At 36.3% G+C, this 26,421-nt stretch carries 24 protein-coding genes and 3 pseudogenes; 22 read left to right on the top strand and 5 right to left on the bottom strand.

The window, feature by feature from the left end; translation table 11 throughout:
* Positions 1 to 53 precede the first annotated feature (53 nt).
* The 12 genes and pseudogenes from J3D55_RS15495 to J3D55_RS15445 all read left to right on the top strand — a co-directional run bounded on the left by J3D55_RS15495 (position 54) and on the right by J3D55_RS15445 (position 6,448).
* Entirely contained in the window at positions 54 to 869 is an 816-nt protein-coding gene (locus J3D55_RS15495; protein WP_259132399.1) for a phage tail-like protein, read from the top strand.
* Positions 870 to 889: 20 nt separating this feature from the next.
* Positions 890 to 1,021 (top strand): hypothetical protein, encoded by a 132-nt coding sequence (locus tag J3D55_RS15490; protein ID WP_259132398.1) that lies wholly within the window; start codon positions 890 to 892, stop codon positions 1,019 to 1,021.
* Positions 969 to 1,124, top strand: a pseudogene (locus tag J3D55_RS22715) (hypothetical protein); the annotation flags it as partial. The gene J3D55_RS15490 and the pseudogene J3D55_RS22715, both read left to right, overlap by 53 nt.
* Positions 1,125 to 1,796, top strand: coding sequence for a hypothetical protein (locus J3D55_RS15485; protein ID WP_259132397.1), 672 nt, complete (start codon positions 1,125 to 1,127; stop codon positions 1,794 to 1,796).
* A gap of 19 nt (positions 1,797 to 1,815) precedes the next feature.
* Entirely contained in the window at positions 1,816 to 2,616 is an 801-nt protein-coding gene (locus tag J3D55_RS15480; RefSeq protein WP_259132396.1) for a hypothetical protein, read from the top strand.
* Between the two features lie 66 nt (positions 2,617 to 2,682).
* A complete protein-coding gene (locus J3D55_RS15475) occupies positions 2,683 to 2,895 on the top strand; it encodes a hypothetical protein (RefSeq protein ID WP_259132395.1) in 213 nt (70 codons plus the stop codon).
* 142 nt (positions 2,896 to 3,037) lie between these two features.
* The gene (locus J3D55_RS15470) at positions 3,038 to 3,385 is read left to right on the top strand and encodes a helix-turn-helix domain-containing protein (protein WP_310467125.1); all 348 of its coding nucleotides are present in this window, start codon (positions 3,038 to 3,040) and stop codon (positions 3,383 to 3,385) included.
* Positions 3,369 to 3,701 (top strand): helix-turn-helix domain-containing protein, encoded by a 333-nt coding sequence (locus J3D55_RS15465; RefSeq protein ID WP_310467123.1) that lies wholly within the window; start codon positions 3,369 to 3,371, stop codon positions 3,699 to 3,701. The genes J3D55_RS15470 and J3D55_RS15465 overlap by 17 nt, the downstream gene beginning before the upstream one ends.
* 83 nt (positions 3,702 to 3,784) lie before the next feature.
* Positions 3,785 to 4,684, top strand: coding sequence for a hypothetical protein (locus J3D55_RS15460; protein WP_259132393.1), 900 nt, complete (start codon positions 3,785 to 3,787; stop codon positions 4,682 to 4,684).
* Between the two features lie 10 nt (positions 4,685 to 4,694).
* Entirely contained in the window at positions 4,695 to 5,528 is an 834-nt protein-coding gene (locus J3D55_RS15455; RefSeq protein WP_259132392.1) for a hypothetical protein, read from the top strand.
* A gap of 13 nt (positions 5,529 to 5,541) precedes the next feature.
* On the top strand, positions 5,542 to 6,336 hold the full coding sequence (locus J3D55_RS15450; protein ID WP_259132391.1) for a hypothetical protein: 795 nt from the start codon (positions 5,542 to 5,544) through the stop codon (positions 6,334 to 6,336).
* A complete protein-coding gene (locus J3D55_RS15445; protein WP_259132390.1) occupies positions 6,317 to 6,448 on the top strand; it encodes a hypothetical protein in 132 nt (43 codons plus the stop codon). The genes J3D55_RS15450 and J3D55_RS15445 overlap by 20 nt, the downstream gene beginning before the upstream one ends.
* Before the next feature lie 441 nt (positions 6,449 to 6,889).
* Here J3D55_RS15445 and J3D55_RS15440 read toward each other — a convergent pair whose 3' ends face one another.
* On the bottom strand, positions 6,890 to 7,375 hold the full coding sequence (locus J3D55_RS15440; protein WP_259132389.1) for a hypothetical protein: 486 nt from the start codon (positions 7,373 to 7,375) through the stop codon (positions 6,890 to 6,892).
* Positions 7,376 to 7,703: 328 nt separating this feature from the next.
* Between J3D55_RS15440 and J3D55_RS15435 the strand changes: the two genes are divergently transcribed.
* The 8 genes and pseudogenes from J3D55_RS15435 to J3D55_RS22570 all read left to right on the top strand — a co-directional run bounded on the left by J3D55_RS15435 (position 7,704) and on the right by J3D55_RS22570 (position 14,997).
* On the top strand, positions 7,704 to 8,294 hold the full coding sequence (locus tag J3D55_RS15435; protein WP_259132388.1) for an MFS transporter: 591 nt from the start codon (positions 7,704 to 7,706) through the stop codon (positions 8,292 to 8,294).
* Positions 8,203 to 8,985 (top strand): MFS transporter, encoded by a 783-nt coding sequence (locus J3D55_RS15430; protein ID WP_259132387.1) that lies wholly within the window; start codon positions 8,203 to 8,205, stop codon positions 8,983 to 8,985. Before J3D55_RS15435 ends, J3D55_RS15430 begins: the two co-directional genes overlap by 92 nt.
* A gap of 109 nt (positions 8,986 to 9,094) precedes the next feature.
* A pseudogene (locus tag J3D55_RS15425) lies at positions 9,095 to 10,736 on the top strand (UxaA family hydrolase).
* A 206-nt stretch (positions 10,737 to 10,942) separates the two neighbouring features.
* On the top strand, positions 10,943 to 11,707 hold the full coding sequence (locus tag J3D55_RS15420) for an SDR family NAD(P)-dependent oxidoreductase (protein ID WP_259132386.1): 765 nt from the start codon (positions 10,943 to 10,945) through the stop codon (positions 11,705 to 11,707).
* Between the two features lie 229 nt (positions 11,708 to 11,936).
* On the top strand, positions 11,937 to 12,788 hold the full coding sequence (locus tag J3D55_RS15415; RefSeq protein ID WP_259132385.1) for a fumarylacetoacetate hydrolase family protein: 852 nt from the start codon (positions 11,937 to 11,939) through the stop codon (positions 12,786 to 12,788).
* On the top strand, positions 12,785 to 13,114 hold the full coding sequence (locus J3D55_RS15410) for an L-rhamnose mutarotase (protein ID WP_259132384.1): 330 nt from the start codon (positions 12,785 to 12,787) through the stop codon (positions 13,112 to 13,114). Before J3D55_RS15415 ends, J3D55_RS15410 begins: the two co-directional genes overlap by 4 nt.
* Positions 13,115 to 13,142: 28 nt before the next feature.
* Positions 13,143 to 13,967 carry an amidohydrolase family protein gene (locus J3D55_RS15405; protein ID WP_259132383.1) on the top strand — a complete coding sequence of 275 codons (825 nt, stop codon included), beginning with the start codon at positions 13,143 to 13,145 and terminating at the stop codon, positions 13,965 to 13,967.
* Positions 13,968 to 14,213: 246 nt separating this feature from the next.
* Positions 14,214 to 14,997 (top strand): annotated as a pseudogene (locus tag J3D55_RS22570) (L-fucose dehydrogenase).
* Positions 14,998 to 15,095: 98 nt separating this feature from the next.
* On the opposite strand, the gene J3D55_RS15390 reads toward J3D55_RS22570, so the two are convergent.
* The 4 genes from J3D55_RS15390 to J3D55_RS15375 form a co-directional block, all read right to left on the bottom strand.
* Complete coding sequence (locus J3D55_RS15390; protein ID WP_259132381.1) at positions 15,096 to 17,492, bottom strand: hypothetical protein; 2,397 nt, start codon at positions 17,490 to 17,492, stop codon at positions 15,096 to 15,098.
* A 219-nt stretch (positions 17,493 to 17,711) separates the two neighbouring features.
* Complete coding sequence (locus tag J3D55_RS15385; RefSeq protein WP_259132380.1) at positions 17,712 to 19,472, bottom strand: flavin monoamine oxidase family protein; 1,761 nt, start codon at positions 19,470 to 19,472, stop codon at positions 17,712 to 17,714.
* A 27-nt stretch (positions 19,473 to 19,499) separates the two neighbouring features.
* The gene (locus J3D55_RS15380) at positions 19,500 to 20,687 is read right to left on the bottom strand and encodes an FAD-dependent oxidoreductase (protein WP_259132379.1); all 1,188 of its coding nucleotides are present in this window, start codon (positions 20,685 to 20,687) and stop codon (positions 19,500 to 19,502) included.
* A 378-nt stretch (positions 20,688 to 21,065) separates the two neighbouring features.
* Positions 21,066 to 21,659 carry an RNA polymerase sigma factor gene (locus J3D55_RS15375; RefSeq protein ID WP_259132378.1) on the bottom strand — a complete coding sequence of 198 codons (594 nt, stop codon included), beginning with the start codon at positions 21,657 to 21,659 and terminating at the stop codon, positions 21,066 to 21,068.
* 262 nt (positions 21,660 to 21,921) lie between these two features.
* Between J3D55_RS15375 and J3D55_RS15370 the strand changes: the two genes are divergently transcribed.
* Together J3D55_RS15370 and J3D55_RS15365 are read left to right on the top strand one after the other, a co-directional pair.
* Positions 21,922 to 22,875, top strand: a complete 954-nt coding sequence (locus J3D55_RS15370) for a FecR family protein (RefSeq protein WP_259132377.1) — start codon at positions 21,922 to 21,924, stop codon at positions 22,873 to 22,875.
* A 55-nt stretch (positions 22,876 to 22,930) separates the two neighbouring features.
* Positions 22,931 to 26,218 carry a TonB-dependent receptor gene (locus tag J3D55_RS15365; RefSeq protein WP_259132376.1) on the top strand — a complete coding sequence of 1,096 codons (3,288 nt, stop codon included), beginning with the start codon at positions 22,931 to 22,933 and terminating at the stop codon, positions 26,216 to 26,218.
* Positions 26,219 to 26,421 lie beyond the last annotated feature (203 nt).

Here is a 26,421-nt window from a genome sequence, read left to right as displayed (position 1 = left end):
AAAAAAACGCGTTTGATCCAATTTACATTTTGTAACACTTAAAAAAAATGATGATGAAAAAACACTATTTTATTTCGCTACTGCTTTTTGAGAGTTTATGGTATGCTCAAATAGCTATTGCTCCCAATCCTGCCGATCACGAACCTCATCAGAATTCCATTCTGGATGTGAAATCTTCAAATCCCTCAAAAGCAGTTTTGCTGCCCGTAGTTTCACAGATCACCAATGCGGCAGATCCGGATAACGATAACAATTTTAGGGGAGCAATAGCTTACAGTAAAGGTAATTCTACTATTTATGAGCATGACGGAACCAATTGGTCGAGTATTTACAATTATGTTGTAGAGGTAAGACCGCAGTATTTTGCCCACTTTTCGCGTCCCTCCAATCTGAATCTTTCCTGCAACGGCGGGTTTCTTCCTCCATATGGCTGTACAGCTTCAGGAATTATCCCGCTCATTAACAACGGAAGTTCAGATTTTCAGGGAAGTTCTATTAACCTTTCTTTGACATCAAATGTGGTAACGGTGAACGAAACAGGTTTGTACAGAGTAACTTACAGGTCTTATGCAACTTTTAATGGACTCAATACGGATGAGATTCAGTTGAGACTCCAAAAGACAGCAGTAGCAACGCCTACAGTATTCTCAACCATTGATTCTAAGTCTTTTACAAGTGACAATGACAATTTGGGATATTCACCTGTTTTTAACGGTTCGATCGTTGTGCAGGTGAATGCCGGAGAAAAATTCCGATTAGAAGGTTTCATGCAATCCGGATTTTCACCTTTAATTAACTCATCGACCAGCTTTCAAAACAATAATACGTATGGAAAAGGGGAGTTGATCTTCGAAAAAATTATTTTATAAATCATTAATTCTTAAAAATTATGTATCCTAAAATATATTTATCGGCTGCAGCTTTACTGGCTGCAACGTTATTCAGTGCGCAGGTGATGATTTCCAAAACTGCCGGTTTCTGCCCATCAAAATGCTTTACTGGATATAAAAGATGCCACTAAAGGCGTTATTTTTACCCGTGCTGAAAATATTACCGCTTTCCCGTTATTTAATAATGCTCAGGAAGATTATTTTAATGATGAAGCTGCTCTGGAAGGTGCAATTTTGTACAATAAAGAAGACAAACAATATTATAAATACGACGGAACGACGTGGATTCCTGCGCTTCAGCTCGGAGGATGGTATAATCCTTTTTTAACACGAAGAAAAGCCGACAATTCAAAAACATGGAATTGTTTAGGAATACAGGCTCTTAATCCTTTTCCGCCGTTTACTCCGATAACGATAAGTACGTGTAGTGTTTTGGCACTTTTCGGAAGCAATAGCAAACAGACAATTTCACTTTCTCCGGTCACAAACAGGTCTCAATTATTAGTGAATAACCTTAGTACGACAATGCCTACAAACGGTAGTGATCATGTGATCCAAATACCAGAAGCGGGGCTGTATTATATTTCCGCGGCTACAGGGTTTGATGGGTTTTCATTAATTTCTTTAGGAAAAGATGCTACGTTTTGGGTAAGCATTGATGTAAGCTACGACGGAGGAACAAACTGGTCGACATTAGCTTTTGAAGAAACTAAACTGTACGGTGGGATTTTCATTGATCTGGGACAGGGAGGTAATAAAAGTGGAAGCGTTTCTGCTTCGGTTACGTTACCTGCCAATTCCCGGATCAGGCTTCAGGCTGCTGTAAATACGGATTCTGTGATCTCTTCTTTTTCAAATTCTGTGGATCATAGAGAAACCTTTGTTAATATTCAAAAATTAAGATAATCCCATAAAAATTAAACACATGAAAAAATATTTAATATTAATAAGTATGTTGGGATTTATGACAGCAAATTCCCAAGTTATTATAGGCGGATCAACGCTTTCCAGTAGCAATACGCAGCTTGAGCTCCAAAATTCCGGACAGAAAGTATTGATTCTTCCTGTGGCAGAAAACGAAACGATATTACCAAAATACAACGCTTCTCAACCGGATAAATATGACGACGATGCTACAATGGAAGCGATGTTGATGTACAATAAAGCGGAAAGTCTTACCAAAGTCTACGACGGAACAAAATGGGAGCAGGCTTTTAATACCAAAAATAAGTCGACAACGTGGACGCGGGCAAGTATCAACAGTACCAATATGACCTGCATTTCTACTTCTGATCTCTTCGGGCAGCTTTTACAGCTTTGCAGTTCTAATAATCTGAAATTTTCTGTTCCGGCAAATAGTTCGCAGTTTTCTGATTATCTGTCTGTTGTGAAAGATTCTGAAACATTCAGAATAAGACAGAAAGGATTGTACAGGATTAATTTCAATGTATTATTCAGTGGTTTTACAGCCGGATTTGATTTTAACGGAGCCAGAATTACAATTGTCGTGGTGGTAAATGGGGTAGAAAAGACTTATATGTCGGGTAAAGCATCTCCTTTTATTAATGTAGGGAATTATCTTGCTTCTACGGACGGCGTGTTGTTTCTTGATATTAATAATGATGTGACGTTCCGTTTGATTTTGGACGGTTCATCATGGTCGATCAGCAGTTACAATTTTGGAGGAACCGCTGAAAGCAGTGTAAGCATCGAAAGGATACTGTAAAATAGGGCTGGATTATTCTGAAAACACAAATGAAATTTTAGGTATAAAAACATTATTTGAGAAAAAATGCAACAAAATAACTATGAGATACTTGTAGGAAAAACAATTTCAGAAGCGCAATTTTTGCTGAAAGGCTACAAAATCGAAAAAGTGCAGGCTGTAGGATATGAATGTACCCTGAAAAGATATTTTTTCGGACTAATCAAAAAAAGGCTGTTTCTATACTGTACAGACAATACGGATAACAAAATAAGAGATATTTATGTTACCACTTATTAAAAAACACAAATTTTAAATATAAAATATTTTATTCATGATTCTTGATCTGAAAAATATCCACATGGGAAACCTGATAAGTCAGCGTGTGACAGAAAAGGGATTCGATTCATTTCGCATATGTAAATTTTTAAAATGTACTGATTTGGAATGGAAATCAATACAGTCTCAAAAGTCGTTGGATACAGAGATTATCTTGAAACTAAGTACTTTTCTTGAGTATGATTTTTTCAGGATCTATTCACAATATTTGATTTTGTATGCTCCTCAAGCGAATACCAATTATAATACTATCGAAAACAAAAAATCCTCACTTCCGCATTTCAGAAAGAGTATTTATATGAAGGAAGTGGTGGATTTTATTTTGGAACAGATAGAAAACGGCAACAAAACAAAGGCGCAAATCATGGAGGAATACAAGATTCCTAAAACAACAATATACAAATGGGTTAACAAATACCGACAGTCACAACACAATGATGAAAGAAAATAGTACACCGGATTACAAAAAAATATACAACGATATAATCAGCCTGAAATATCCTGAAAAAAAAGAAATATGTAAGGATTTATTATCAAAAAATAATCTGTCAACACTTGATATTATTGAGATTAGCCGGATTCTTTTTAATAAAATAACCAAAGAAGATTTTTCTTTTAATCAGAAGCATCATTCGTATGACAGATCGGCAATTATTGAAATTCTTGAATATCAAAAGAAAAACAAATTGAATAACAGTGAACTGGCGAGACACTTTAATCTAAGCAGAAATACAGTCACAAAATGGAAAAATCGATTTTTAGTATGATGAAAAAATTGAGACGAACAATATAATCATCATCTCAACTGACACAATTACAATAATTTAAATTTTGCTAAAATAAAAAACAGATGAAAAAAAGAAAAAATAAAATAATACTACTGTCCATACTCTGTTGCTGTACCGGGATAATGAATGCTCAAATCGGTATTGGTACAGGAAATCCACAAGGGGCTTTTCATATAGACGGTGGCAAAGATAATGCAGCAACAGGAATACCTACTACCGCACAACTAAGCAATGATGTGATTATCAACAAGGCAACCGGTTTTATTGGGGTAGGTGTCCTCAATCCACAGGTAAAATTAGACATGAGATCGGTAAGTACTGAAAATGCGTTAGGTTTAGGTTCTACCACTATGACTGCCACTGCTGCGGGAGCCGGAGCTGTACGATATGACGTGTTGAATGCACCGACAGGCGCAAAAATAGAAGTTTCGGATGGTTCTGTATGGAACAAAGCTTATGTTGCTCCTCAAAAAGCAGTTGTGGTGCTGCGTAAAATCACAAGCCAGTCAATATCACCCAATTCCGCAACTCCTATTACAGGCTGGAATGTAGTACGCGATATGAGCAGTAGTTTCAATACAATGACAAGTGAATTTATGGCTCCCCGTGATGGTACTTATACTTTTTTATTAACCTTCAATTTTGCCAGTACCGTTATTAACGATGGCTCCAGAGTAGAATCACAGTTTTATAATCCTGTGACGGGTACTATTTTCGCCAGTGTATATAAAACATTCGGTCAATCGATGACGGGGACTTCCGATGATGGTAATTTTACCCGTTCTACACAAGCCGGAGGTTCCAGTACCGTTACACTTACCTTATCTGCCGGTACAAAAGTGGTGGCAAGATTACTTCATACCCTTTCAAGTGGTGCCGTTTTACTTCGGGTAACCAGTAATTCCTCAGATCCTGCAAATCCAGATGATGGGTTTAATAATTTAACCATTATAGAACATTAAAACACAAATAATGAAAAAGAAAATGAATATCAGATATACATTATTGGCTTGTATTTTAATTTTTCCGACAGCTAAAATGGCTGCACAAACAGGTTTTTTTACTCCAAATCCTATGCAGCCTTTGCAAATAGACGCTGCAAAAGACAACGGTACAGCGCCGGATGCCGCGAAACTATCCAATGATGTCGTAGTAACATTTGATGGTAAATTAGGAGTTGGACTTTTAAATCCTGTCACTAAAGTAGATGTTCGTTCGCCAGATAATGAAGGTCTTGTTGGGATTGGAACTAATACGCAAACTCCAGCTGCGGCAGGAGCAGGAGCTATTCGTTATAATATTGGTGGATTTTTAGACTATTCAGATGGTGAACAATGGATTTCTTTACCACTTGCGCCGCCCACCAAAGCACTTGTAAATGCGACTAACAGTTCCGGTAAAAGTATACCAAACAACACAGTTACCTACATCGATGGATGGACTGAAACCATTGATTTAGGCGGCAATTTTGACGGTGCTACTTTCACTGCTCCACGAGACGGATTTTATTTGGTGTCCTTCAGTATTACGTTGGCAACTGGTAACATCCCAAAAAATACATATCTGGAAACGGCAATCGAAAGTAACGGATCTACGGCTACTACTATTCCCGAATTTATAACGGTAAATTCTTATCCGGCATTTCAGGCTAATGCAGTAAGTAACTATATAAGTGGTGATTGCAACGCTATTTTTAACCTTAAAAAAGATAATACCATAAAATTTAGTGTTAAACATAATATAGGCAGTGCAAGAAATACTTTAAATGACGGCAAACTAAATAATTTAAGCATTAGCGAATTGTAAAAGCATAACAAAGATGAAACGAAAAAATAAGATAAAAAACTCGACCGCTACTTTTATACCTATGTTATTCTTGGCAACTCAGCTTAACGCCCAAATTGGGATTGGTGTACAAAACCCTATAAATCCTGTCGAAATTAAAACTGATGCAGGCAATGTAATTGTAGATAATACAGGAAAAATAGGCGTGTTGGTTGCCACTCCAAAAGTAGCTATAGACTTACGCAGCGGAACCAATGGTTCTGTAGCGATAGGAAACACCGATAAAACGGCTGTTCAGGCAGGAGCGGGAACATTACGTTACATAGCGAGTCCGGCAATTGGGGTAAAAGGGTATTTAGAATTCTCCGACGGTACGAATTGGATCAGTTTTTATCCCAAAGGAAAACCTCGTATCGTAGTAATGGCGAAGAAAACGACACAGGACACGTATGTGTTTGAAAGTGCAACACCTTCAGAAATAGGAACTAAATCAGGTATTGTTCAGCGCAGATCGTCTTATTTAACAAATTGGACGGAAGTCTTAGATTCTGATTCGGGGGTTGCAAATACCAATTTCGATCCTGCTACAGGCGAATTTATAGCACCCCGTACCGGTGTCTATTTTGCGACGTTTACTTTTGCATTGCAGTCGAGCCAGGTAAATACGGGTGGAAACAACCAGACAGAAGCTATTTGGGAAGTAAGAAACCCAGCCGGGACCATTACTCAAAGGGTAAAAACAAATAACGGTTACGCTTCAGATACGGGAATTGCTCCCAATGCAGTGCCTGTAGGTTTCTGCCTGTACAGTGAGCGTTTATCTGAATAAAGGGGACAAATTACGACCATTTACATGGATTTCGGTAGGATTTGATGGTACAACCAGTCAGTTTATAACGAATCCTGCAGGCTATAATGCCTTAACGATTGTGGAGCAGTAAAAATGTAATTTAAACATACAAATTAAGGATTTATAAAGAAAAATATTGAAATATTTAATTGAATATTTGAGATGAATCTCAAACATTTCAGATATTCCCGGTTGGATATTTTTCAGGGTTATCAAACCTAACAGGTTTTTAAAACCTGTTAGGTTTGATTTTTTTGTAACAGTCGCAAATTCTTAGCCGCGAGTGCGGAAAGCGGGAAAAAGCTTCAAATAAAAGGTGCAAACAAGTTCTATAATCATCCCACTTGTTGTAAATATATTCACTAAAACAGAACTCCAAAGTCGGGAGACTTTGGAGAACGATGCGGGATCGGATTATTTTTAATTAATGTGATAAGAGTGTGATTATTAAAATTATATGTGATGAGGTTTTGTGTCTCCTTTAATGAAATTCTCTCTTCACGAATAGTAATTTATCTCAAATCTTAAACAATTATTTTTTAGGCTTCAAAGAAAGATTATCCACATACACTGCTTGATGCACTCCATTCAGCAAAACTTTAAGACCCAAATTTGACTCTTTTTTCAGAGAGATATCAAATGTTTTTTTACCGCCCTCTATTTTAGAAGATTTAACGATTGAAGCATACGATTTTGCATCGGATGGATTGTTTATGGAGAACAATTCCAGCGTGGTGTCTCCTCCGTTGTCTGAAATATCAAGGCTCAATGTATATTTTCCTGCTTTAATTTTTGGAGTGACCAAATACATATTTTCTCCCGGATTGTTCATCGAATAAAATATAATTTTTTTGTCACTGGCATAAAGCATTGCTTTTCCTTGCTGAGCCGTCCAACATTTGTTGATCTCTTTCCAAGTATCAAAATTTTCTGTAAGTGTAGATACCGTTTTACACTGTGCATTTGCTGTTAGAAATCCTCCTAAAGCCATTATTCCCACCAATGCGATTTTTCTCATATACTGTTTATATATTGTGAGGTAAAAATAGTTAAAAAAGGTTGTATCAGAAAGGGATTCTTTAATAATTTAGATTAATTTTAAACTTCCTTTACCATTTCTAAATCCCTTCAAAAAAACTAAAAACACAATAACAAATCCTTAATAAATCTCCAGAATAATTGAACTATCTTGTACTATCCTGCACTGCCAAATTTTTATTCGGAAAATTATTATACTTTTAAAAGTCAGAAAAAGTTTACGTTTTGAAGAGCAATCAATGAAACATTGCACAATCGATTAACCTCTTCATTGTAAACAGAAAAAACAATACATAAAACCAAATTCAATGAATAATACCCAATCCGGAAACTCGTTTTCTTCTTCAAAAAAGAAAAATTACTATTTTCCACTGATTCTTATAACGAGTTTATTTTTCTTTTGGGGATTTATTCATAATCTGGATCCTATCTTGATTAAACACCTGCGAAGTGCTTTTCAACTGAACCATTTCCAAGCTTCATTAGTCGATTCATCTGTTTTTGCAGCATACTTTTTATTGGCAATTCCCGCCGGAATGATTATTCAGAAATACGGCTACAAAACCGGAATTTTGGTAGGGTTGTTCTTTTTTGCAGCCGGATGTTTTTTGTTTGTTCCGGCAGCGAATACAATTAGTTATCCATTTTTTCTCGGAGCACTTTTTGTTTTGTCATGCGGTTTGGCGATTTTAGAAACCGCCGCAAATCCTTACATAACGATTTTGGGTGATCCTGAAAAAGCAACCCAAAGATTAAATTTTGCACAGTCTTTTAATGGTTTGGCAGCTTCAATTGCTCCTATTGTGGGTGGAATTTTTATTCTTAGCGAAGAAACCAAAATCACAGCAAGAACTTGCCGGACTCGATCAGGCAGCGAAATTAGCCTATATTCAAGCTGAAACATCCCTCGTAAAAGGACCTTACATTATATTAGGATTAATAATTCTATTGGTAATGCTGTTGTTTTTATTCGTAAAACTACCGGAAGTAACGGAGAGCAAGGAAAAATCAACAAAAAATTTTCTGCAGGTTTTAGGTGTGAAGAATGTTGGATGGGGCGTTCTTGCACAGTTTTTCTATATCGGAGCACAAATTTATGTCTTCAGTTTTCTCTTGGTTTTTGCAGAAGATGCCATCAATATGAAAGGTCAGGAAGCTAAATATTATGCAGGTGTTGCAGGATTATTATTTATGATCGGGCGTTTTGCAGGAACTTTTTTCATGAGATATATTTCACCACAAAAACTATTGGCAATTTACAGTGTAATCAGCATAGTTCTGAGTTTCTGGGTTATTGCGGGATCAGGAATTTCAACGTTATATGCATTGGTTGCCCTTACATTTTTTATGTCAATTATGTTTCCCACGATTTTTGCTTTGGGAATAGAAGGAGCCGGTGCAGAAACAAAATCTGCATCGAGTTTATTAATTATGTCAATTGTCGGAGGTGCCATTATACCACCGATTGCAAGTAAAATCACCGATATTTCAGGGAATATTCATTTTTCTTATGTTGTTCCTTTACTATGTTTTATCATTGTGTTTTTATTTTCATTAAGATTCAGAACTAAAAAATCTTCAATAAATTAAGAACATAATATACGCTCTTTGCTGAGCAGAGCGCCCTTGTGAACGAAAAATATGCAGAACAATACTAAAGAATCTTAGCGCACCTTGCGTTTAAAAAACATATTTTAAAATGAGCAATTTAATTTTAAAAATAAATCATAAAGACAATGTTTTGGTTGCTTTGCAGGATATTCCGGCAGAAACTGAAATCATTTTCGAAGGAGCAACTTACATCACTTTAGAAGCAATCCCCGCTAAACATAAATTCTTTATGAATGACATGAAAGAGGGCGACGAAATCTTTATGTACGGTGTTTTGGTCGGTAAAGTACAATACGATTTGGCTGCAGGAATCAGAATGACGACTGACAATACGAAACACGCAGCCGAGCCTTACTACTACCGCGATGTTGACTATCATTGGACAAAACCCGATGTGTCAAGATTTTTACATAAAACGTTTAAAGGATATCACCGTTCAAACGGAGATGTGGGAACGGCTAATTACTGGCTTTTTATCCCCACTGTTTTTTGTGAAAACCGTAATCTTGATATTATTAAAGAATCTCTTTATGACAACTTAGGTTATGCGGTTGATGCAAAATATAAAAGCTACACCCATCAATTGGTAGAAGCGATTTCTAAAGGAGAAAATATTGATGATATTGATTTTTCACCTTCAAATATTCCTGCAAAAGATCGAGTTTTCAAAAATGTAGACGGAATTAAATTTCTCAATCATACCGGTGGTTGCGGCGGAACAAGACAGGATGCGGATACGCTCAGTAAACTGTTGGCGTCTTATGCAGATCATCCCAATGTTGCAGGAATCACTTTGCTAAGTTTGGGTTGTCAACATCTTCAGATTGATAATTTTAAAAAAGATTTGTACAATCGAAATCCAGATTTTGATAAACCTTTACTTGTTTTCGAACAGCAAAAAGCGGTAAGCGAAGAAATCATGATCAAAAATGCCATTTTTGAAACCCTGAAAGGACTTTTAGAAATTAATAAATTGGAACGTGAAGATGCACCGATCAGCAAACTTTGTGTTGGTGTAAAATGCGGCGGAAGCGATGGTTTCAGTGGTATTTCAGCCAATCCGGCTGTAGGACATCTTGCGGATATTCTTTCTGTTTTGGGAGCTAAAGTTCTACTTGCCGAGTTTCCGGAATTGTGTGGTGTCGAACAAGAATTAATCGACCGCGCCGTAGATAAACCAACCGCTGAAAAATTCATTAAACTGATGACAGAATATGATGAACTCGCTCATGCCGTCGGTTCAGGATTTTACATGAATCCATCACCCGGAAATATTAAAGATGGATTGATCACAGATGCTATAAAATCTGCAGGTGCAGCAAAAAAAGGAGGTTTCCGCGCCAGTTGTAGATGTTTTAGATTATACAGAACGCGCCACGAAACCGGGATTAAGTCTAGTTTGCACACCGGGAAATGACGTGGAAGCGACCACAGGAAAAGCTGCTTCTGGAGCTACGTTGATTCTGTTTACGACAGGTTTGGGTACGCCTACAGGAAATCCGGTTTGTCCAGTCATCAAAGTCGCTACCAATACAATTTTAGCAACGAAAATGTCTGATATTATCGATATTGATACAGGTGCAGTTGTGCGTGGCGAAAAAACCATTCAGGAAATGGGGGAAGATATTTTAGATTTCTGCATCGATGTTGCCAGCGGAAATATTATTCCTAAAGCGGTTGCATTGAATCAGGATGATTTTATCCCTTGGAAAAGAGGGGTTAGTCTTTAATAATTTAAGTATTATTAATCTTAAAAAAGGTTTTTAAACGCAAAGATTATTACAAGTCGCATGAAGGTTGAAACAAACAAGAATCTTCGTGATCTTAACTGAGTGAAACGCCTTTGCGAAAGAAAAATATGCAGAAGAATATTAAAAAAAATCTTTGCGCCCTTTGCTTTAAAAAATATAAGTAAAATTTAATAATTAATATAAAAATGTTTTCATTAAAAAATAAAAAAGCCGTTGTAACAGGCGGCGGAAGCGGAATCGGACAAGCAATCGCGGTTCAGCTTGCAGCCAATGGTGCAGAAGTTCACATTCTTGAAATTACAGAACAAAACGGACAGGAGACGTTGGGGAAAATACAATCTTCCGGAGGAAATGCTACGGTTTATGCCTGTGATGTTTCAAAGCAGAAAGATGTTTTAGCCGTTTTCGATCAGATTGGAGCCATCAATATTCTTGTGAATAATGCCGGAATTGCGCACATTGGAAAAGCAGATACCACTTCAGAAGAAGATTTCGACAAAATTTATAATGTCAATATCAAAGGCGTTTACAATTGCCTGTTCGCTGCCATTCCGCAGATTAGAAAATCGGGAGGGGGTGTGATCCTTAATATGGCTTCGATTGCCGCATTGGTGGGAATTCCAGACCGTTTCGCATACAGCACAGCAAAAGGTGCCGTAAAAGCAATGACGATGAGTGTTGCCAAAGATTATATTAGTGAAAATATTCGTTGTAACTCCATTTCTCCGGCGCGAGTACATACACCTTTCGTGGATGGATTTTTAAAGAATAATTACCCCGACAACATTGAAGAAATGTTTGAAAAGTTATCAAAAACCCAACCGATCGGAAGAATGGCTCAACCTGAAGAAGTTGCTTCTTTGGCGCTTTATCTCTGCAGTGATGAAGCTTCATTCATCACCGGTGTAGATTACCCCATCGATGGTGGTTTTACCACTTTGAATAATTAAAATAAACTGTTTGTTATTTTTTAACGAAAGGCTCGCAAAGATTATAAAAATTAAACTTAAAAAATTTCCGATCGCAAAGGCACTTCGTTCAGCAAATGATAGCAATAAACCTTAGCTGAGTGAAACGCCTTTGCGAACGAAAAATATACAGAATAATATTAAAGAAATCTTTGTTTCCTTTGAGTTAAAATCAAGCATTCAAGAACAATCAAATTAATAAAATTAAAAAATGAAATTAATAAAATTCGGAAAACCGGGCTACGAAAAACCGGGAGTAATCATTGGCGAAAAAAGATACGATGTTTCTCATTTGATAAAAGATTATGATGAAAACTTTTTTTCCGGTGATGCCATAGAAAATTTAAAATCTGAAATAAATGCTCAGAATCTACCCGAAATTTCTCTTGATGAAAGACTGGGTGCACCTTTGGCAAGACCGTCAAAAATCATTTGTGTCGGACTGAATTATAAAGATCACGCTGCAGAAACCAACGCTCCGATTCCGGAGGAACCCATTTTGTTTTTTAAGGCTACTACTGCAATCGTTGGTCCGAACGATGATTTAATTATTCCTAAAACCAGTACAAAAACCGATTGGGAAGTTGAATTGGGAATTGTCATCGGAAAAAAAGCAAGTTATGTTTCTGAGGAAAATGCGCTTGAACACATTGCGGGTTACGTTTTGCACAACGATTATAGCGAAAGAGCCTTTCAGTTGGAAAGAAACGGACAATGGGTAAAAGGAAAAAGTTGCGATACTTTTGCGCCAATCGGACCTTTCATTGCGACGCCTGACGAAATTGAAGATGTTCATAATTTACGTTTGTGGTTGAAAGTTAATGGACAAATTCTGCAGGATGGAAATACTTCCAATCTGATTTTCGATATACCATTTATCGTAAGTTATATCAGTCAGTTTATGACGTTGCTTCCTGGAGACGTTATCAGTACAGGAACGCCTGCCGGTGTCGGTTTGGGGCAAAAACCTGAGCCTTGGTATTTGAAATCTGGCGATGTGGTAGAATTGGGAATTGACGGTTTGGGAAGCAGCACTCAAAAAGTAAAAGCGTACGGGGAATGAAAAAATTCTGTCTCGCCCTCGACTTGATTGATGATCTTGAATTGATTACCGAATACGAAAAATATCATCAAAATGTTTGGCCTGAAATCAAACAAAGTATTTTGGATTCCGGAATTATAAATATGGAGATCTATCGTGTTCAAAATCGATTATTTATGATTGTGGAAGCCGACGATAATTTTTCTTTCGAAGCTAAAAATGAAGCGGATAAAAACAATCCAAAAGTTCAGGAATGGGAAGAATTGATGTGGAAATTTCAACAACAGTTACCCAATTCGAAGCCCGGAGAAAAGTGGCAGTTGATGGACAAAATATTTTCATTATAAATTTCATTTCAGAAAAAAATAATTAAATATGATTATTGATTCTCACGTACATTTTTGGAAATTTGATCCGATTCGGGATGCATGGATTACGAAAGAGATGGCTGTAATCCGAAAGGACTTTCTGCCGGAAGATTTTTCTTTATATTTAAATGAAAACAAGATTGATGGTTGCATTGCGGTTCAGGCGGATCAAAGCGATGAAGAGACTGCTTTTTTGGTCAATTTAGCGAAAGAAAATCCATTTATTAAAGGGATTGTCGGGTGGATTGATTTGACTTCTGAAAAACTTGAAGAATCGCTTCAAAACTATCAATCTGAAAGACTCATTAAAGGTTTCAGACATATCGCTGAAGGAGAAGAAATAGGGTTTTTACTGCAAAAAAATATATTGAATGGAATCTCTAAGCTTAATCAATTTAATTATACTTTTGATATTTTATTGAGACAGGATCAGCTTTCTGATGCCTTAAAACTTTCGGAAAAATTACCCCATCAACCTTTTATTCTGGATCATTGCGGAAAACCGGATGTTAAAACAAATGATTTAAAAGACTGGAAATCTAATATTTCAGGACTTGCCCAAAATCCTAATATTTATTGCAAAATTTCGGGACTTTTAACCCAAGGAAATTGGAATACGATTGATGAAAAATCAATTTTTGAAATTTTGGATTTCATTTTTTCACAATTTGGAATTAAACGTGTAATTTTCGGAAGTGATTGGCCAGTTATGTTATTAGGAGGGAATTATGCTTTGTGGATGGAATTAATTTCAAAATATGTAAGTCAGTTTTCAAAAGAAGAACAACAGCTTTTTTTCTCGGGAAATGCTGTTGAGTTTTACAAATTATAGTTTTTTTGACACATTAGTCACATTAGATTTAAGTTTAATGCTTTGAGAATAATTAGAGCACATAAGTTTTAAAAATCGAAGATTTTTATTTTTGTCAATTTTTTTAAATGTAATTATTTAAAAATTTATACAATAAAACTTCGCCGTCTTTGCTGAGTGAAACGCCTTTGCGAACAAAAAATATGAAGAACAATATTAAAGAAAATCTTTGCGCTCCTCGCGTTAAAAAACATAACACAAAAAATTATGAACCTAAATCTTGACCATAAAATAATCATCGTAAGCGGCGGTGCAAAAGGCATCGGAAACGCCATTGCAAAAATTTTAGCCGAAGAAAAAGCTTTCCCCATAATCATTGGCAGAAACGAAGACGACAACAAAAAAGCCATTCAGGAAATTGTGGATAAGGGAGGAAAAGCCGACTTTGTTACCGCTGAACTTTCTCAACCTGAAGAATGCAAAAAAGCAATTGAAGAAGTCGTAAAAAAATACGGAAAAATCGATGGAATCGTCAATAATGCAGGTGTAAACGATGGAATAGGTCTGGAAAACGGTTCATACGAAGGATTTCTCGAATCATATCATAAAAATGTGGTGCATTATTATCTTTTGGTGCATCACGCACTTCCTTATCTTAAAGAAAGTAAAGGTTTCCATCGTGAATATTGGCAGCAAAACAGCAGAAACCGGACAAGGCGGAACTTCAGGATATGCCGCTGCGAACGGGGCAAGAAATGCTTTAACAAGAGAATGGGCGGTAGAACTTTTGCCTTACAGCATTCGTGTAAACGCGATTATCGTTGCAGAAGTCTGGACTCCGCTTTACAAATCGTGGATTTCTACTTTTGAAAATCCGGAAGAAAAATTAAAAAGTATTACTTCAAAAATTCCCTTTGAAAAACGCATGACAACTTCTGAGGAAATTGCGAATATGGCAGCATTTCTGCTATCGGAAAAATCTTCACACACAACAGGACAGCTGATTCATGTAGATGGCGGTTATGTTCATTTGGACAGGAGTTTGGAGTAATTTTTTTTGACTTTAAAAAGATAGGATATAATTCAATTTAAAAATACAAAAAAGCCTTTCAAGAGAATTGAAAGGCTTTTTAAATATAGAAAAATATATTACTTTAAAATTTCTTTATCATAAAGAATATTATCATCTTCATCAAAACTTATGATAAGCACTTTGTATTGTTTTGCACTGTCGTTATTATAAAATTTAATGATCGGAGGAACATAATCACTATCAAATAAATTTGGATTCCAATATAGGGTTTCTCGGGTATCGTTTTCGATTTTTACCGGAGAATCGTCGTCTAACATTTCAATAGGAAATTCCGAAGGTTTATCGTACCCTTTTACTACAGATGAGTTATTGTTTTGGGTTGGTTTTACATTTTTAGACTTCATATCGCCTTTCATGGTGTAGATTGCTACGGCATTGCCTACTAATCCTGATTCTTTAATAATTTTCACCATAGCAATATTGCTTATCGGAAGACTTGCAATCATAGAAGGATCAGTGACTACTTCATCCAAATATAGCTTAGCTTGACTGCCACGAATGTACGGAACATTCACTCCCGAATTGTTTCTTTGAAACGTTAAACCGGCAGCTCTTCCCTGTAGCCAATCTAATATATTGCCCGATCCGGTGGCATTTTGGTCTTCATTTACAAAATCAAATATAGTAGAATTGATAGAGCTGAACATTCCCGTGGACAGTTGTTTGTCTAATTCTTCTTTTGGATCTTGCTTTTTTCCTACCAGTTTTACTTCTTCAATTTGTACATCGACATTCTCCGTTTTTTTATTGTTTTTCTGAGTATTGATGGCTCTGGAAATTGCCGGAGAAAGTTTTTTGTTTTCAGCGGCTTTTACCAATTTGTATTTTGTACTTGGGAAATTGCCTTTAAATTGGGTAGGATTCACCAAAGGCTCTACCGTAACGAATAAATTTTCTGTACTTGCTTCTTTATTATTTTCTGAATTGATGAATAATGAAACATTCAAAGGCTCATTGAAGTTAAGGTTGTCCAAATAAATATACCCGTTTTGATCGGTTCTGAATGGATTGAAAGTAGGCTGATTTTCACCTAATTTTAATACTAAATTTACATTAGTATCTTTCAGCATGGCGCTGTTTTTAAGAGGTTTTACTCTGTAAGAAAGAAACTTTTTAGAATTGGTTTTAATGGTTGGTACAGATCCGCTCAATACAGAATTCCAGTCAAATCTTTTCCAGTTTTCGGAGATAAGCAGTGCGTCCAACGCTTCACTATTCGCTGTTTTAGAAAAATATTGTGCCGGTGCGTCTATTTTTGTGGTAAAATCTCCTGTTAACCAAAGAGTACTCAGTATATTTTCTTCTTCCGGATTGGTATTACCGTCGTCTTCACTTACCAAAACGGTATAATTTTTAAAAGCAGACTCCGGAGAAAGATCAATGCTATTGAATGATCTTGGTTTTTGTTTTAAATTCTGACCGATAATCTCTGCTTTCTCGATCTTTAAATTATTAGGTTTGATAAAGCAAAGCCTTTGTGCAACCAGATTTTCCTGTGCATCAAAAATAGCTAACTGTAAAACACCGTTGTTTCCATTGCTGATTTTTGTAGGAATCGTACTTGAAGCTTCATTCGTTAAATTACTGATGTTGGCTTTATAAGCAAGATGGTTGTTGATGGTTCCGACAATTTTATAATTCTGGAGCTGTTGTGTTAAATTGACTCCTTTTAAGCTGTATTTAATCCCATCTTTAGAGCTGGAAACTTCTAAATTGACACCACTTCCTGCAACTTGCGGAAGATCTATTGTCTGACTTTTTTCTGTATTATCCTTAATGACCGCTTGATATTTTTTTCCTAAAGCTGGAGTTATTTTAAAAGACGCAACATTTTTATCAAATGAGGTAAAGGTTGTGATAGGTACATTTGGATTTTGGGTGTCTATTATTTTCCCGGTCCAGTTTTCCGGAAAAGAAGTATTGCTTGATAATCTTACGGCAAATTTCGTTGGCATCCCGTTAATGAAAGTTCCACCTTCGGGAAAGGCTTTGGCAGACCAATCAGAACTTTTAGAAATCTCTAATGCTTCAGCAGAGTTGGGATTGTAAATAGGTATCGTTTTCACAATCTGAAAATCTTCACTAAAATTGTCCATATAAGGCGTATAAGCTCTTACGAAATAAACGTCCTCAGGAAGGTTTTCTTTCAGTTTAAAATCTCCGCTGCCTTCACCATTAGTAAGAAGTATGGTTTTCCAGTCTACTAATTTTTTATCAGAATCGTACAATTCAACAAATAGAGTGGTAGACAATGTAGAACGATTATAGCCGTCAAATACAAAGCTTTTAAACCAGATTTGGTCACCCGCGACATATTGTGGTTTGTCGGTAAGAAGGTATACTTTTTCTTGTTCGTAATTATTCTCGAGACTGGTAATTGCTTTTTCTAGTTTAGTTTGTGCCAATACAGGCTGTACACTGGAAAGAAGCAATAAAAAGAATATATTTTTCATAAAGATCTTAACGCATTATTAATCCGATGCTAAATTACTCATTTAAAGATTTCAAAAATTGATATTTGCTTTCTAATTGAAAAATTTAAGGAGATTTTAACTCTTTTACCGCCTTTTTTATAAATGGATTTTCTTAATCTTTTATTTTGACGACAAAAAACAAAAAACAAACAGCCCCAGAAATTCTGAGGCTGTTTTATTTTAAAAATTAATTTTATTCTACCATCCCAAATAATAATCAGGACTTAGCCAGATTGGGCGATGCATTCCAAAATATTCCTGAAGCATTTTTTCGGCTTCACAGAAAGCACCTTCTACCCAGCCTTGCTGATCAGAATAAGCTTCTCCACAAATGTGAATCTGCTCATCAGTCATAGGTTTTCTCATGTACGGCATTACGTTTTCTACCGAATATCCGGCTTTCCAAGCGTGGTAACCTGCGCCAAAAGGATCGTCTGTCCAGTCTTTAAAATACGTTACATAAGGTTCCGGAATCGTTACCAGATCTCCGTGAAGCTCACGAAGTTGGTTCATCAATTCGTCAACCATTAATTTCGTAGCCTGAACATCATCCAATTCATGAAGTTCTTTTAATGAAGCAGATTTTGCAGCTTTTACTTCAAAAAGTATCTTATCATCAGAAAGTGCTTTCCAGAAAGTTTCGGTTTCCATATCTCCGTAACTTCCCAGTAGCATTGAGTTGTCGGATTGTTGATCTGTTCCGAAATAATAACACTGTCTCATCGGCAAATCGGTGATCGAGTGTCCGGAATCAATTCCTAATTCTTTCCACCAAGGATATGGGAAGCCCATTAATATTTTAAAGGCAGGTTCCATAACCACAGAACGAATGTTATAATTTAGTGTTGAATTTTGATTAACATTAAAGAAGAAATTATCCTGATCCAAAAGCTCCAACGATTTTCTCGGCATCGCAAGAATCAATGAATTGGCATACACTTTCCATTGGGTGTTAGATTTCAGGTTAAGGAAAGTCAGTTCATATCTGTGAGAACTTGTCAGAGGATGTGCTTTTGTGAAGGTAAGTAGTTTATTTTCAGACCAAATACACGCTCCTTCATGCTCCATATAAGAATTTGCTAAGGCATAAGCAATGCTGTCATAGCCTTCTTCAATGGTTTTATAAATCGTTCCCGCAGAGAAATCTCCTACCATATAAGGAAAAGCTTCCGCTGAGTTCCAGTTGATGGTATTTGAATAATATCCTCCGGCGTTTGCTAGAAATTCATATCCATCCTGTGAAACCTGATCTTTGATTAAGTTCCAGAAACCTAAGTCATTTACTTTACGGTTGTCGTAAGGAGAATTCGGGAAATTATAAACCAATTTAGGCTTAATATCATCCCAATCTCTGCTGTCTAATTCAAATGAATAATCGTAAATTGTTTTTCCTCTTATTATTTTTTTACCATATTTTTCAGCAACCCAAGGATCTGCCATTAAAACATCATAAATAATTTTATTAAACAATTGATCCGAACTGAAGCCCAAATCATCATCATTTAAATAATATCTTGTAATGAGTTTTTCGCCTTCCGCCTGAGCAACATTCCATGCGTCTTGTTTGCAACGTTCTTTTCTAAGATACATCAACAATTTTGTAGAATCTCCCATTGGGAAAGGAACAGGCGTCATTTGATCTTTCAAAACAGGAATACGTCTGTGCGGATCTGCAGGAATAGTGTAGCCTTCAATTAAGGTGGTTACAATTTCCTGAGAAGTCAGATAACGCATACCTCCCAATTCTCCCCAGAAATTCATTCCGGGCATCACAACAGATTCCAGTCTTCCGCCTAGTTTATTATTCATGTCGAAGATCTGTACATCGCTGGCTTTAAATTTTTTATCCGTTACTAAACGATAAGCAGAGTACAATCCGGAAGTTCCGGCACCGATAATAGCGACTTCAATTTTTAAATCAGGATGTTTCCCCGGATTTAGTGGAGTGTTTTTGTTCATAGTAGTTTTAGTTTTAATTTGGTTTTTTTAAATTGCTTTAAAGTATTTTCTTCCTAATTGGAAAGGAGTAATATCAAAATCAGTATGCCCGTCCAATACAAGATCTGTCATTATTTTTCCTAAAAACGGAGTGAATTTTGCTGCCCAACCTGTCGCGTATAACACGATGTTTTTGTGATTCGGAACATAGCTTGGTGCAAAATCTATCAATAATTCTTTGTTGGCGATTTTACTTAAGGCGATAAGACATGTTGAGGTGTATTCCGGTTCTGTACCTAAGCCTTTCATATATGTTTTTACCCATTCTGAAGTATAGGCAAGTTCCTGTTCATTAGGAATTAATGTTCTGTCGCTCGGTTCTTCCAAAGGCGTAATCACAAAATCCGGTGCTACACGAATGTATTCCGGATGATCCCAGTCAACGGAAGGGAAGCCGTAAAACTGATTTCCATTTTCCCCAATCGGATTCTGGAACACAAACCAGGTAGGATATTGAATGTTCGGATCGGTTTTCTTAAAATAAGCCGAAGACATATTCCAGTACGTTGCTTCGATTTTAAAATCCAGTAAATTGATTACACTATTGATGTATGGACCAGGAATGATCGCCAGTTTTTTAGTAATATAACTTCCGTTTGGTGTGATGACTTCAAAAAGATCGCCCATTTGTTCGATTTTAAGAACCGGAGAATTTTCTTCAAGATGTACCGTTTCAGATTTTTTACAAAGATCTAAAAGCGTTTCAATCGTTGCTTTAAAATTAATACTTGCTCCGTCCGGCTGAAACAATCCTGTATATTTTTCCGGAAGGTTTTGGAAGTGGTATTTTTCTTCAATTTCTTTTGCAGAAAGGGTGACGTAAGGAACCTTTAATGCTTTTAAAGCTTCTTCCGCTTCAGCAATATTTCCTTCGGTAGAATGTACATTGGGATCTCCAAACCATAGCGTTCCTACTTTGTCAAGCAGTTGAGTGTCGGTTTGCTTTTGCAGTTCGTCCCAGTAAGGTTCTGCATCCAAAGCCATTTGTACCATGTATTCTTGAGGATAAGGGATTCGGAATTGTCGGGATACTCCTGCAGAGCTTCCCAATTGATTCACAAACGTGAATTGTTCCAGAACTAAGGTTTTTGCCTTGCGTTTGCCAAGATGATACGCTGTAGACAAACCAATTGCTCCTCCACCAATGACGATTACGTCGTAGTTTTCTTGAGTCATGTGTTATAGTTTTTAGTTTTAATGGTTGTAAGAAATATGCAATAGAAAAGGCACAAAAATTAAGTGTGCCATCATTGTTTAATTACTCAATACAATTGAATAATTTAAATTAACTCAAATACTCGTCTTGCCGGTACAATCAAGTATGTTATTGTAAAATAAGTGTCATAATATTATTATGATTCTCAAAGTAACAAAAAATGTGGTACATATGAAATAGTATAAACAACTAATTATCACTTTGAGTAGAAATACGTATTGTAGGATTTGTGGCTGTTACAAATCAAACCAAACCTTCAAGGTTTCAAAAACCTTGAAGGTTTAAATCCACAATATTTGTCATTCTGAATCTTTTCAAACTATTGTATAATTTCCTTACTACTTCAAAAACATTTCCATAAGCATAAGAATCGATACAAATTTTTTCGAAGATTGATATTCAGGATTCAGCTGTTCACGGATTTCACCAATCGCTTTGCTTAATTTATTACTGACTGTTTTATTGCTTATTCCCAGCGCTTCGGCGGTTTCGTCTACAGACATATTTTTCCGGATTCTCATGTCATAAACTTTCTGTTCGGTAATCGGAAGCTGCGAAACAACTTCATCAATCATTGTAAATAAGACAGAAATTTCATGGTCTTCAAGAATTTCAAAATATTCGGTGTCGGTGATATCGATAGAATGTTCCGATTCATCAATGCTGATTGTGGGTGATGCTTTTTTATAGCTGTTAAAATAATCAATAACCCTGTAATGAAGGTGTCTCAGAAGATATCCTTTTGCACTTTCATTGTCATCTGTTTGAATACTTTCTGTATTTTCCAGAATTTTAATCCAGAGATTCTGTAAAAGTTCTTCAGCAACTTCTTTATCCCGCGTTCTTACAAAAACAAAACGGTACAAATCATTCCAATACCTTTCGTAAAGTACCATAAAAGCAGGACGGTCGCCTGTTTTTATTTTATTCAATAATATGTGATCTGTTTGATTCATCGGTGATGCAAAATTACCTAAAGGAAAATTAACTTTTTGTGAACTTTGGGGAATTCAAGATTAATTATTTCTGAAAATCAACGGTTAAATGTGAAGCGAATGTTGATAAACGACAAAAAAAGGTCTTCAATTGTTAACAAGCTGATTTAATGTGAATACAATGTTAAATGTGGGTTGGGGAAGTTTTTTATTTTCTCTGTTTTATAGATGTAACGGTGAACTTACATTTAGAATATTTATGAAAAACTTAAAATATAAAGATATTGAAGCATTCGTTTTCAGGCTTTGGCAGAGAGAAGTTTCTGAAGAGAAAATGTCCCCAAAAGAAACCGAACTTTTAGATCAATGGAAAATCAGTGTAGAAAAAAATATTGATACAAACCATATACAAGAATCTAAAGACAGGGTTTTATTTGCTTTAGAATCTTACTTTATTCAGACAGCTATTATAGATCATCCAAACGGCTTTAGAAAGTATTTTTACCAAATCGCAGCCGTCATATTACTTCTTCTTTCATTAGGAGGTGTTTTCACTTACAATACTTTCTTTAAGCCGGATGTTTATTTTGCAGAGTCTGTCAACCAAAAAGTTCATTTGGCAGATGGTTCTGTGGTGACCTTATTTCCGGGAGCAGAACTTACCGTTGAAAAATCTTTTCCTGCAGATACAAGAGTGGTGAATCTTAAAGGTGATGCGATATTTTCTGTAGCTAAATCAAAAAAGCATCCTTTCATCGTTCATGCAGATGGTTTCAGTACCAAAGTGTTGGGAACGATTTTTAAAATTACCCAAACAGGAAATGATAAAGCAGTAGATCTTTACGAAGGAAAAGTAGCGGTTTCTTACACAGGTGTTCCGGTAACTTTCCTGAAACCGCATCAGAAATGGACCAATTTCGGGGTCGCTCGTACAGCCGCAGTTATTTCGCTGAAAAAGGAGAATAAAACGAATAAAGAACTATCGTCATTATTGTCTTTAAGTTTTAATGATGTCAGTTTAAAAGAAGTTGCGGAAGTTTTACAGAAAAACTACAACATTCATATTGTTTATCCTAAAGAATCGGCAGATAAGAAGGTAACGGTAGATTTTGCAGGCGGAAGTACAGATGAAAACATTGAAGCATTAGCATTTATACTCGGATTTGAAGTGCAGAAAGAGAAACAAACCTATATCCTTAGAAAGCAGCCTTAAATCAAAATTAAAAAACTAATAATCAGATAAAATTTAATTAAAAGAGAGCGTGGAAATGAAAAGTTTGAAATGTAGTCTTACTATCGCAGCAATATTTTTTATTGTAAAAGCAGAAGCACAGGAATTATCTCAAAAAGTGTCGTTTTCTGTTCCGGTAGGAAAGCCTTTGATCGAGGTGCTGGAAGAATTTGCCGGTAAAACAGGAATGAGACTGGCGTATTCTAAAGCAGATATTAAAGAATTAAAAGTAAAAGCTATACAATGTGAAAATAGTCCTGTAGATAATTGTTTGAAGGATATTACGAATGGACTTCCGGTTGTATATCGCCTTCGCGGAGATCTTATTTCAATAAAATATGAAGGGTCGATTGCTTCTGTCATGGGAAACGGAAAAATCTCAGGAAAAATAGTCGATGAAGTGGGAAATCCTGTTGTGGGAGCAGAAATTAATGTAGCTGGAAAATATACGGTAACAGACAACAACGGAGATTTTACATTAGATCTTCCTTCCGGAATGTATACGCTTACCGTGAAATCGCCGAAATATAATGCTTTAAGAGTAGAAAAACTGACGATCAATAATAATGAAACAAATAGGGTTTCATTTTCAATGAGATCAATTTCAGATAAAGTATCGGATATAAAAGAAGTCGTTATCACCGGAACGCGTAAAGCAGATACGCAAGCCGGATTATTGGCGCAGCAGAAAAAAGCGGCACAGATGAGCGACGGAATTTCTGCCGAACAGATTTCTAAAACTCCCGACAGCGATGTAGGAGGAACGTTGAAAAGAGTAACAGGAATCACCACAATTGATAATAAATACGTAGTCGTTCGTTCGATGGGAGAACGTTGGAACACGGCTGCAATGGACGGAATTAATCTTCCAAGCACGGAAGCCTACAATCAGAATTTTTCATTCGACATTATTCCTACCGCAATGGTAGAAAGCGTCATCGTAAGCAAAACGGCAACTCCGGATATGAATGCAAGTTTCGCGGGCGGTTATGTTGAGGTAAGAACGAAAGATATTCCTAATGAAAATTTCACGACGGTAACGTTGGGAACTTCTTATAATGATCAGGCTACTTTTAAAGAATCTCTAACCCGTAAACGCGGTAAGTATGATTATTTCGGATACGACGACGGAACAAGAGATTTCCCGATGGGTTTGAAAGCGGTGAATTGGGAGAATCCTTTGTTTTTTGAACAATCAAAGCAGTTCACGAATGATAATTTTACCAATTATGCGACGACTGCCGATATGGGATCTAATATGCAGTTGGCTTTAGGAAGAACTTTTAAGCTTAAAAATAACAACAAATGGGGTTTTGCAGGTGCTTTGATTCTAAAAAACGAACAAAACAAGCTTGAGATCGATCATACAGGAAGAGGAAACTGGCTCGATACGACTTATCTCACGAGTCCTACAGATCCTGATTATCAGCAGACTCCTGTAAAATTTTATAATTTTAAAAATCAGGGAGCTTCTTATACCTATAATTCTACGGTTGCAGGAATGTTGAATTTTGGGTTGCAGCTAGGAAAAAGCAGATTATCATTCCGAAATTCTTATACTCATATTTATGATAATACAGTAACGAGAATTACCGGCTGGAACGAGTATACATCGGGAAGCGGCTTACCGGCAAATGCAGAACTTGCTTACAATTATTTTTATCACGGAATTATTCCCAACAACGATCCCGAACAAATAAAAAATCTGGACAGACCTTATACAGCCAATGCCAATTACCCTATTTATCAAACGCTTTTACAGAATAAACTGGAAGGAAATCATAAAATCGGAAATGTAGATGTCAGCTGGTTTGCAGCGAGAACGGGTGTGGCTTCCGACACCAAAGATTATACATTGCATCAAACGCTTTATAATTTTATTGGAAATGAGACCATTGCGTATCATCAGGTAAACAACTCATCAAGTGATTTCGCAAGAGGTTTTATAGAAAACAAGGAGACAGATTATAATTACGGAGCTTCTTTTAAATGGGGTAAGGATTTTGGAAATTTTAAAAATGATCTGAAAATAGGATATGCAGGAGCATCTAAGAAGAATACGAATCTTCAGCAGAAATTCTTGCTGAGAGTCGACGAAAAAGTAGCGGGAACCAAAATTCTTCCTTTAACAGGGGCACTTTCTGAGTGGCTGGATGGTTCACATTACGTTCCGGGCGGAATCGGATGGCAGACAAGACCGCTGTATAATGATGAAAAATATGAAGGTGAAGTCGATCAGCATGCAGGATTTATCATGTTTGATAATCGATGGGAAAATAAATTCAGGCTGGTTTGGGGATTGAGAGCAGAATATTTTAGATATAATTTAATTTCTCAACAATTAGATCCAAGTGATCCGCAGAATGTGTACAAAGAAGCTGTGGAAGATAAGCCTTGGCAATTCATGCCTTCTGCCAATTTTACGTACAGCCCGACCAATAAAATTAATGTAAGATTAGCTTACAGCAAAACCGCGATTCGACCTCAGTTTAACGAAAGAACGGGATTGCCCTATTTCGATCCTATCGCCAACGGATTGATTCATAATATGGAAATGGTATCATCAATCGTAAATAATTATGATTTCAAATTTGAATGGTTTCCAGGATTAGGAGAAATATTTTCAGCAGGATTGTACTATAAAAATATCGACAGACCGATTGAAAGAGAAGGCTACATTTCCAACGAAGGAAACCTACATCTCTATAACGGAAATTCTAAAAATGCAAAACTGAAAGGAGTGGAAGCTGAGGTAAGAAAAAACTTAGGCTTCATCGCAACAAATTCTTTTCTCGAACAGCTTTTCATCAGCGGAAATTTTACTTACAACGATACCAAAGTAATTGCCTTTAAAGACAGAACAAAAACAACAGACCAGGATGATACTTATGAAGTAGACCGACCGCTTTACGGGCAGACTCCTTATGCTTACAATTTGGGCTTGATGTATGATGGGGAAAGATTGGGACTAAGCTTTTTATACAACGCAAAAGGCGATCAGTACATCACGGTAGGATATAGCTACAATGGAGAGGAAATTCAAAGACCTTATGCCGTTGCCGATGCACAGGTTTCTTATAAGTTTCTTAAAAACAGAAATTTAGAAGTGAAAATTAATGCCAGAAATCTTTTCAACAGGGTAAAAGAGTTTTACAACAATTACAATTCTTATTCGGTGGCGAAAGCAGGAAGCTCCCAAACAGAACGAGAAATGCTGGAACTTCTGCCCGGAGCAACGGATAAATATGATAAAAACATAGATAAGATACTGTTTCGTGCTTACAGCGGAAGAATATTCGGCTTGAGTGTGAACTATACATTTTAAGTTATTATAAAAAATAGAAGAAAAGAGCTCATGAAATGTACAGGTTTCGGTAACCTGAGATTGAATCTAAATACTACTGATGATGCGCAGCACAGTAAAGATTCTGATCCAAAAACCGGATGTCGGTATTCTCCCAAATACGGATAGTAAAACTTCGGGGAAATCTGCAATACAGCACCTCTTGTAATGCGGAATGAAAAAAA

The sequence above is a fragment of the Chryseobacterium ginsenosidimutans genome (assembly GCF_024807225.1).
Taxonomy (GTDB): domain Bacteria; phylum Bacteroidota; class Bacteroidia; order Flavobacteriales; family Weeksellaceae; genus Chryseobacterium; species Chryseobacterium ginsenosidimutans.
Note: the sequence above shows the minus strand (reverse complement) of the source record. Positions and strands in the feature narration are given on the sequence as shown.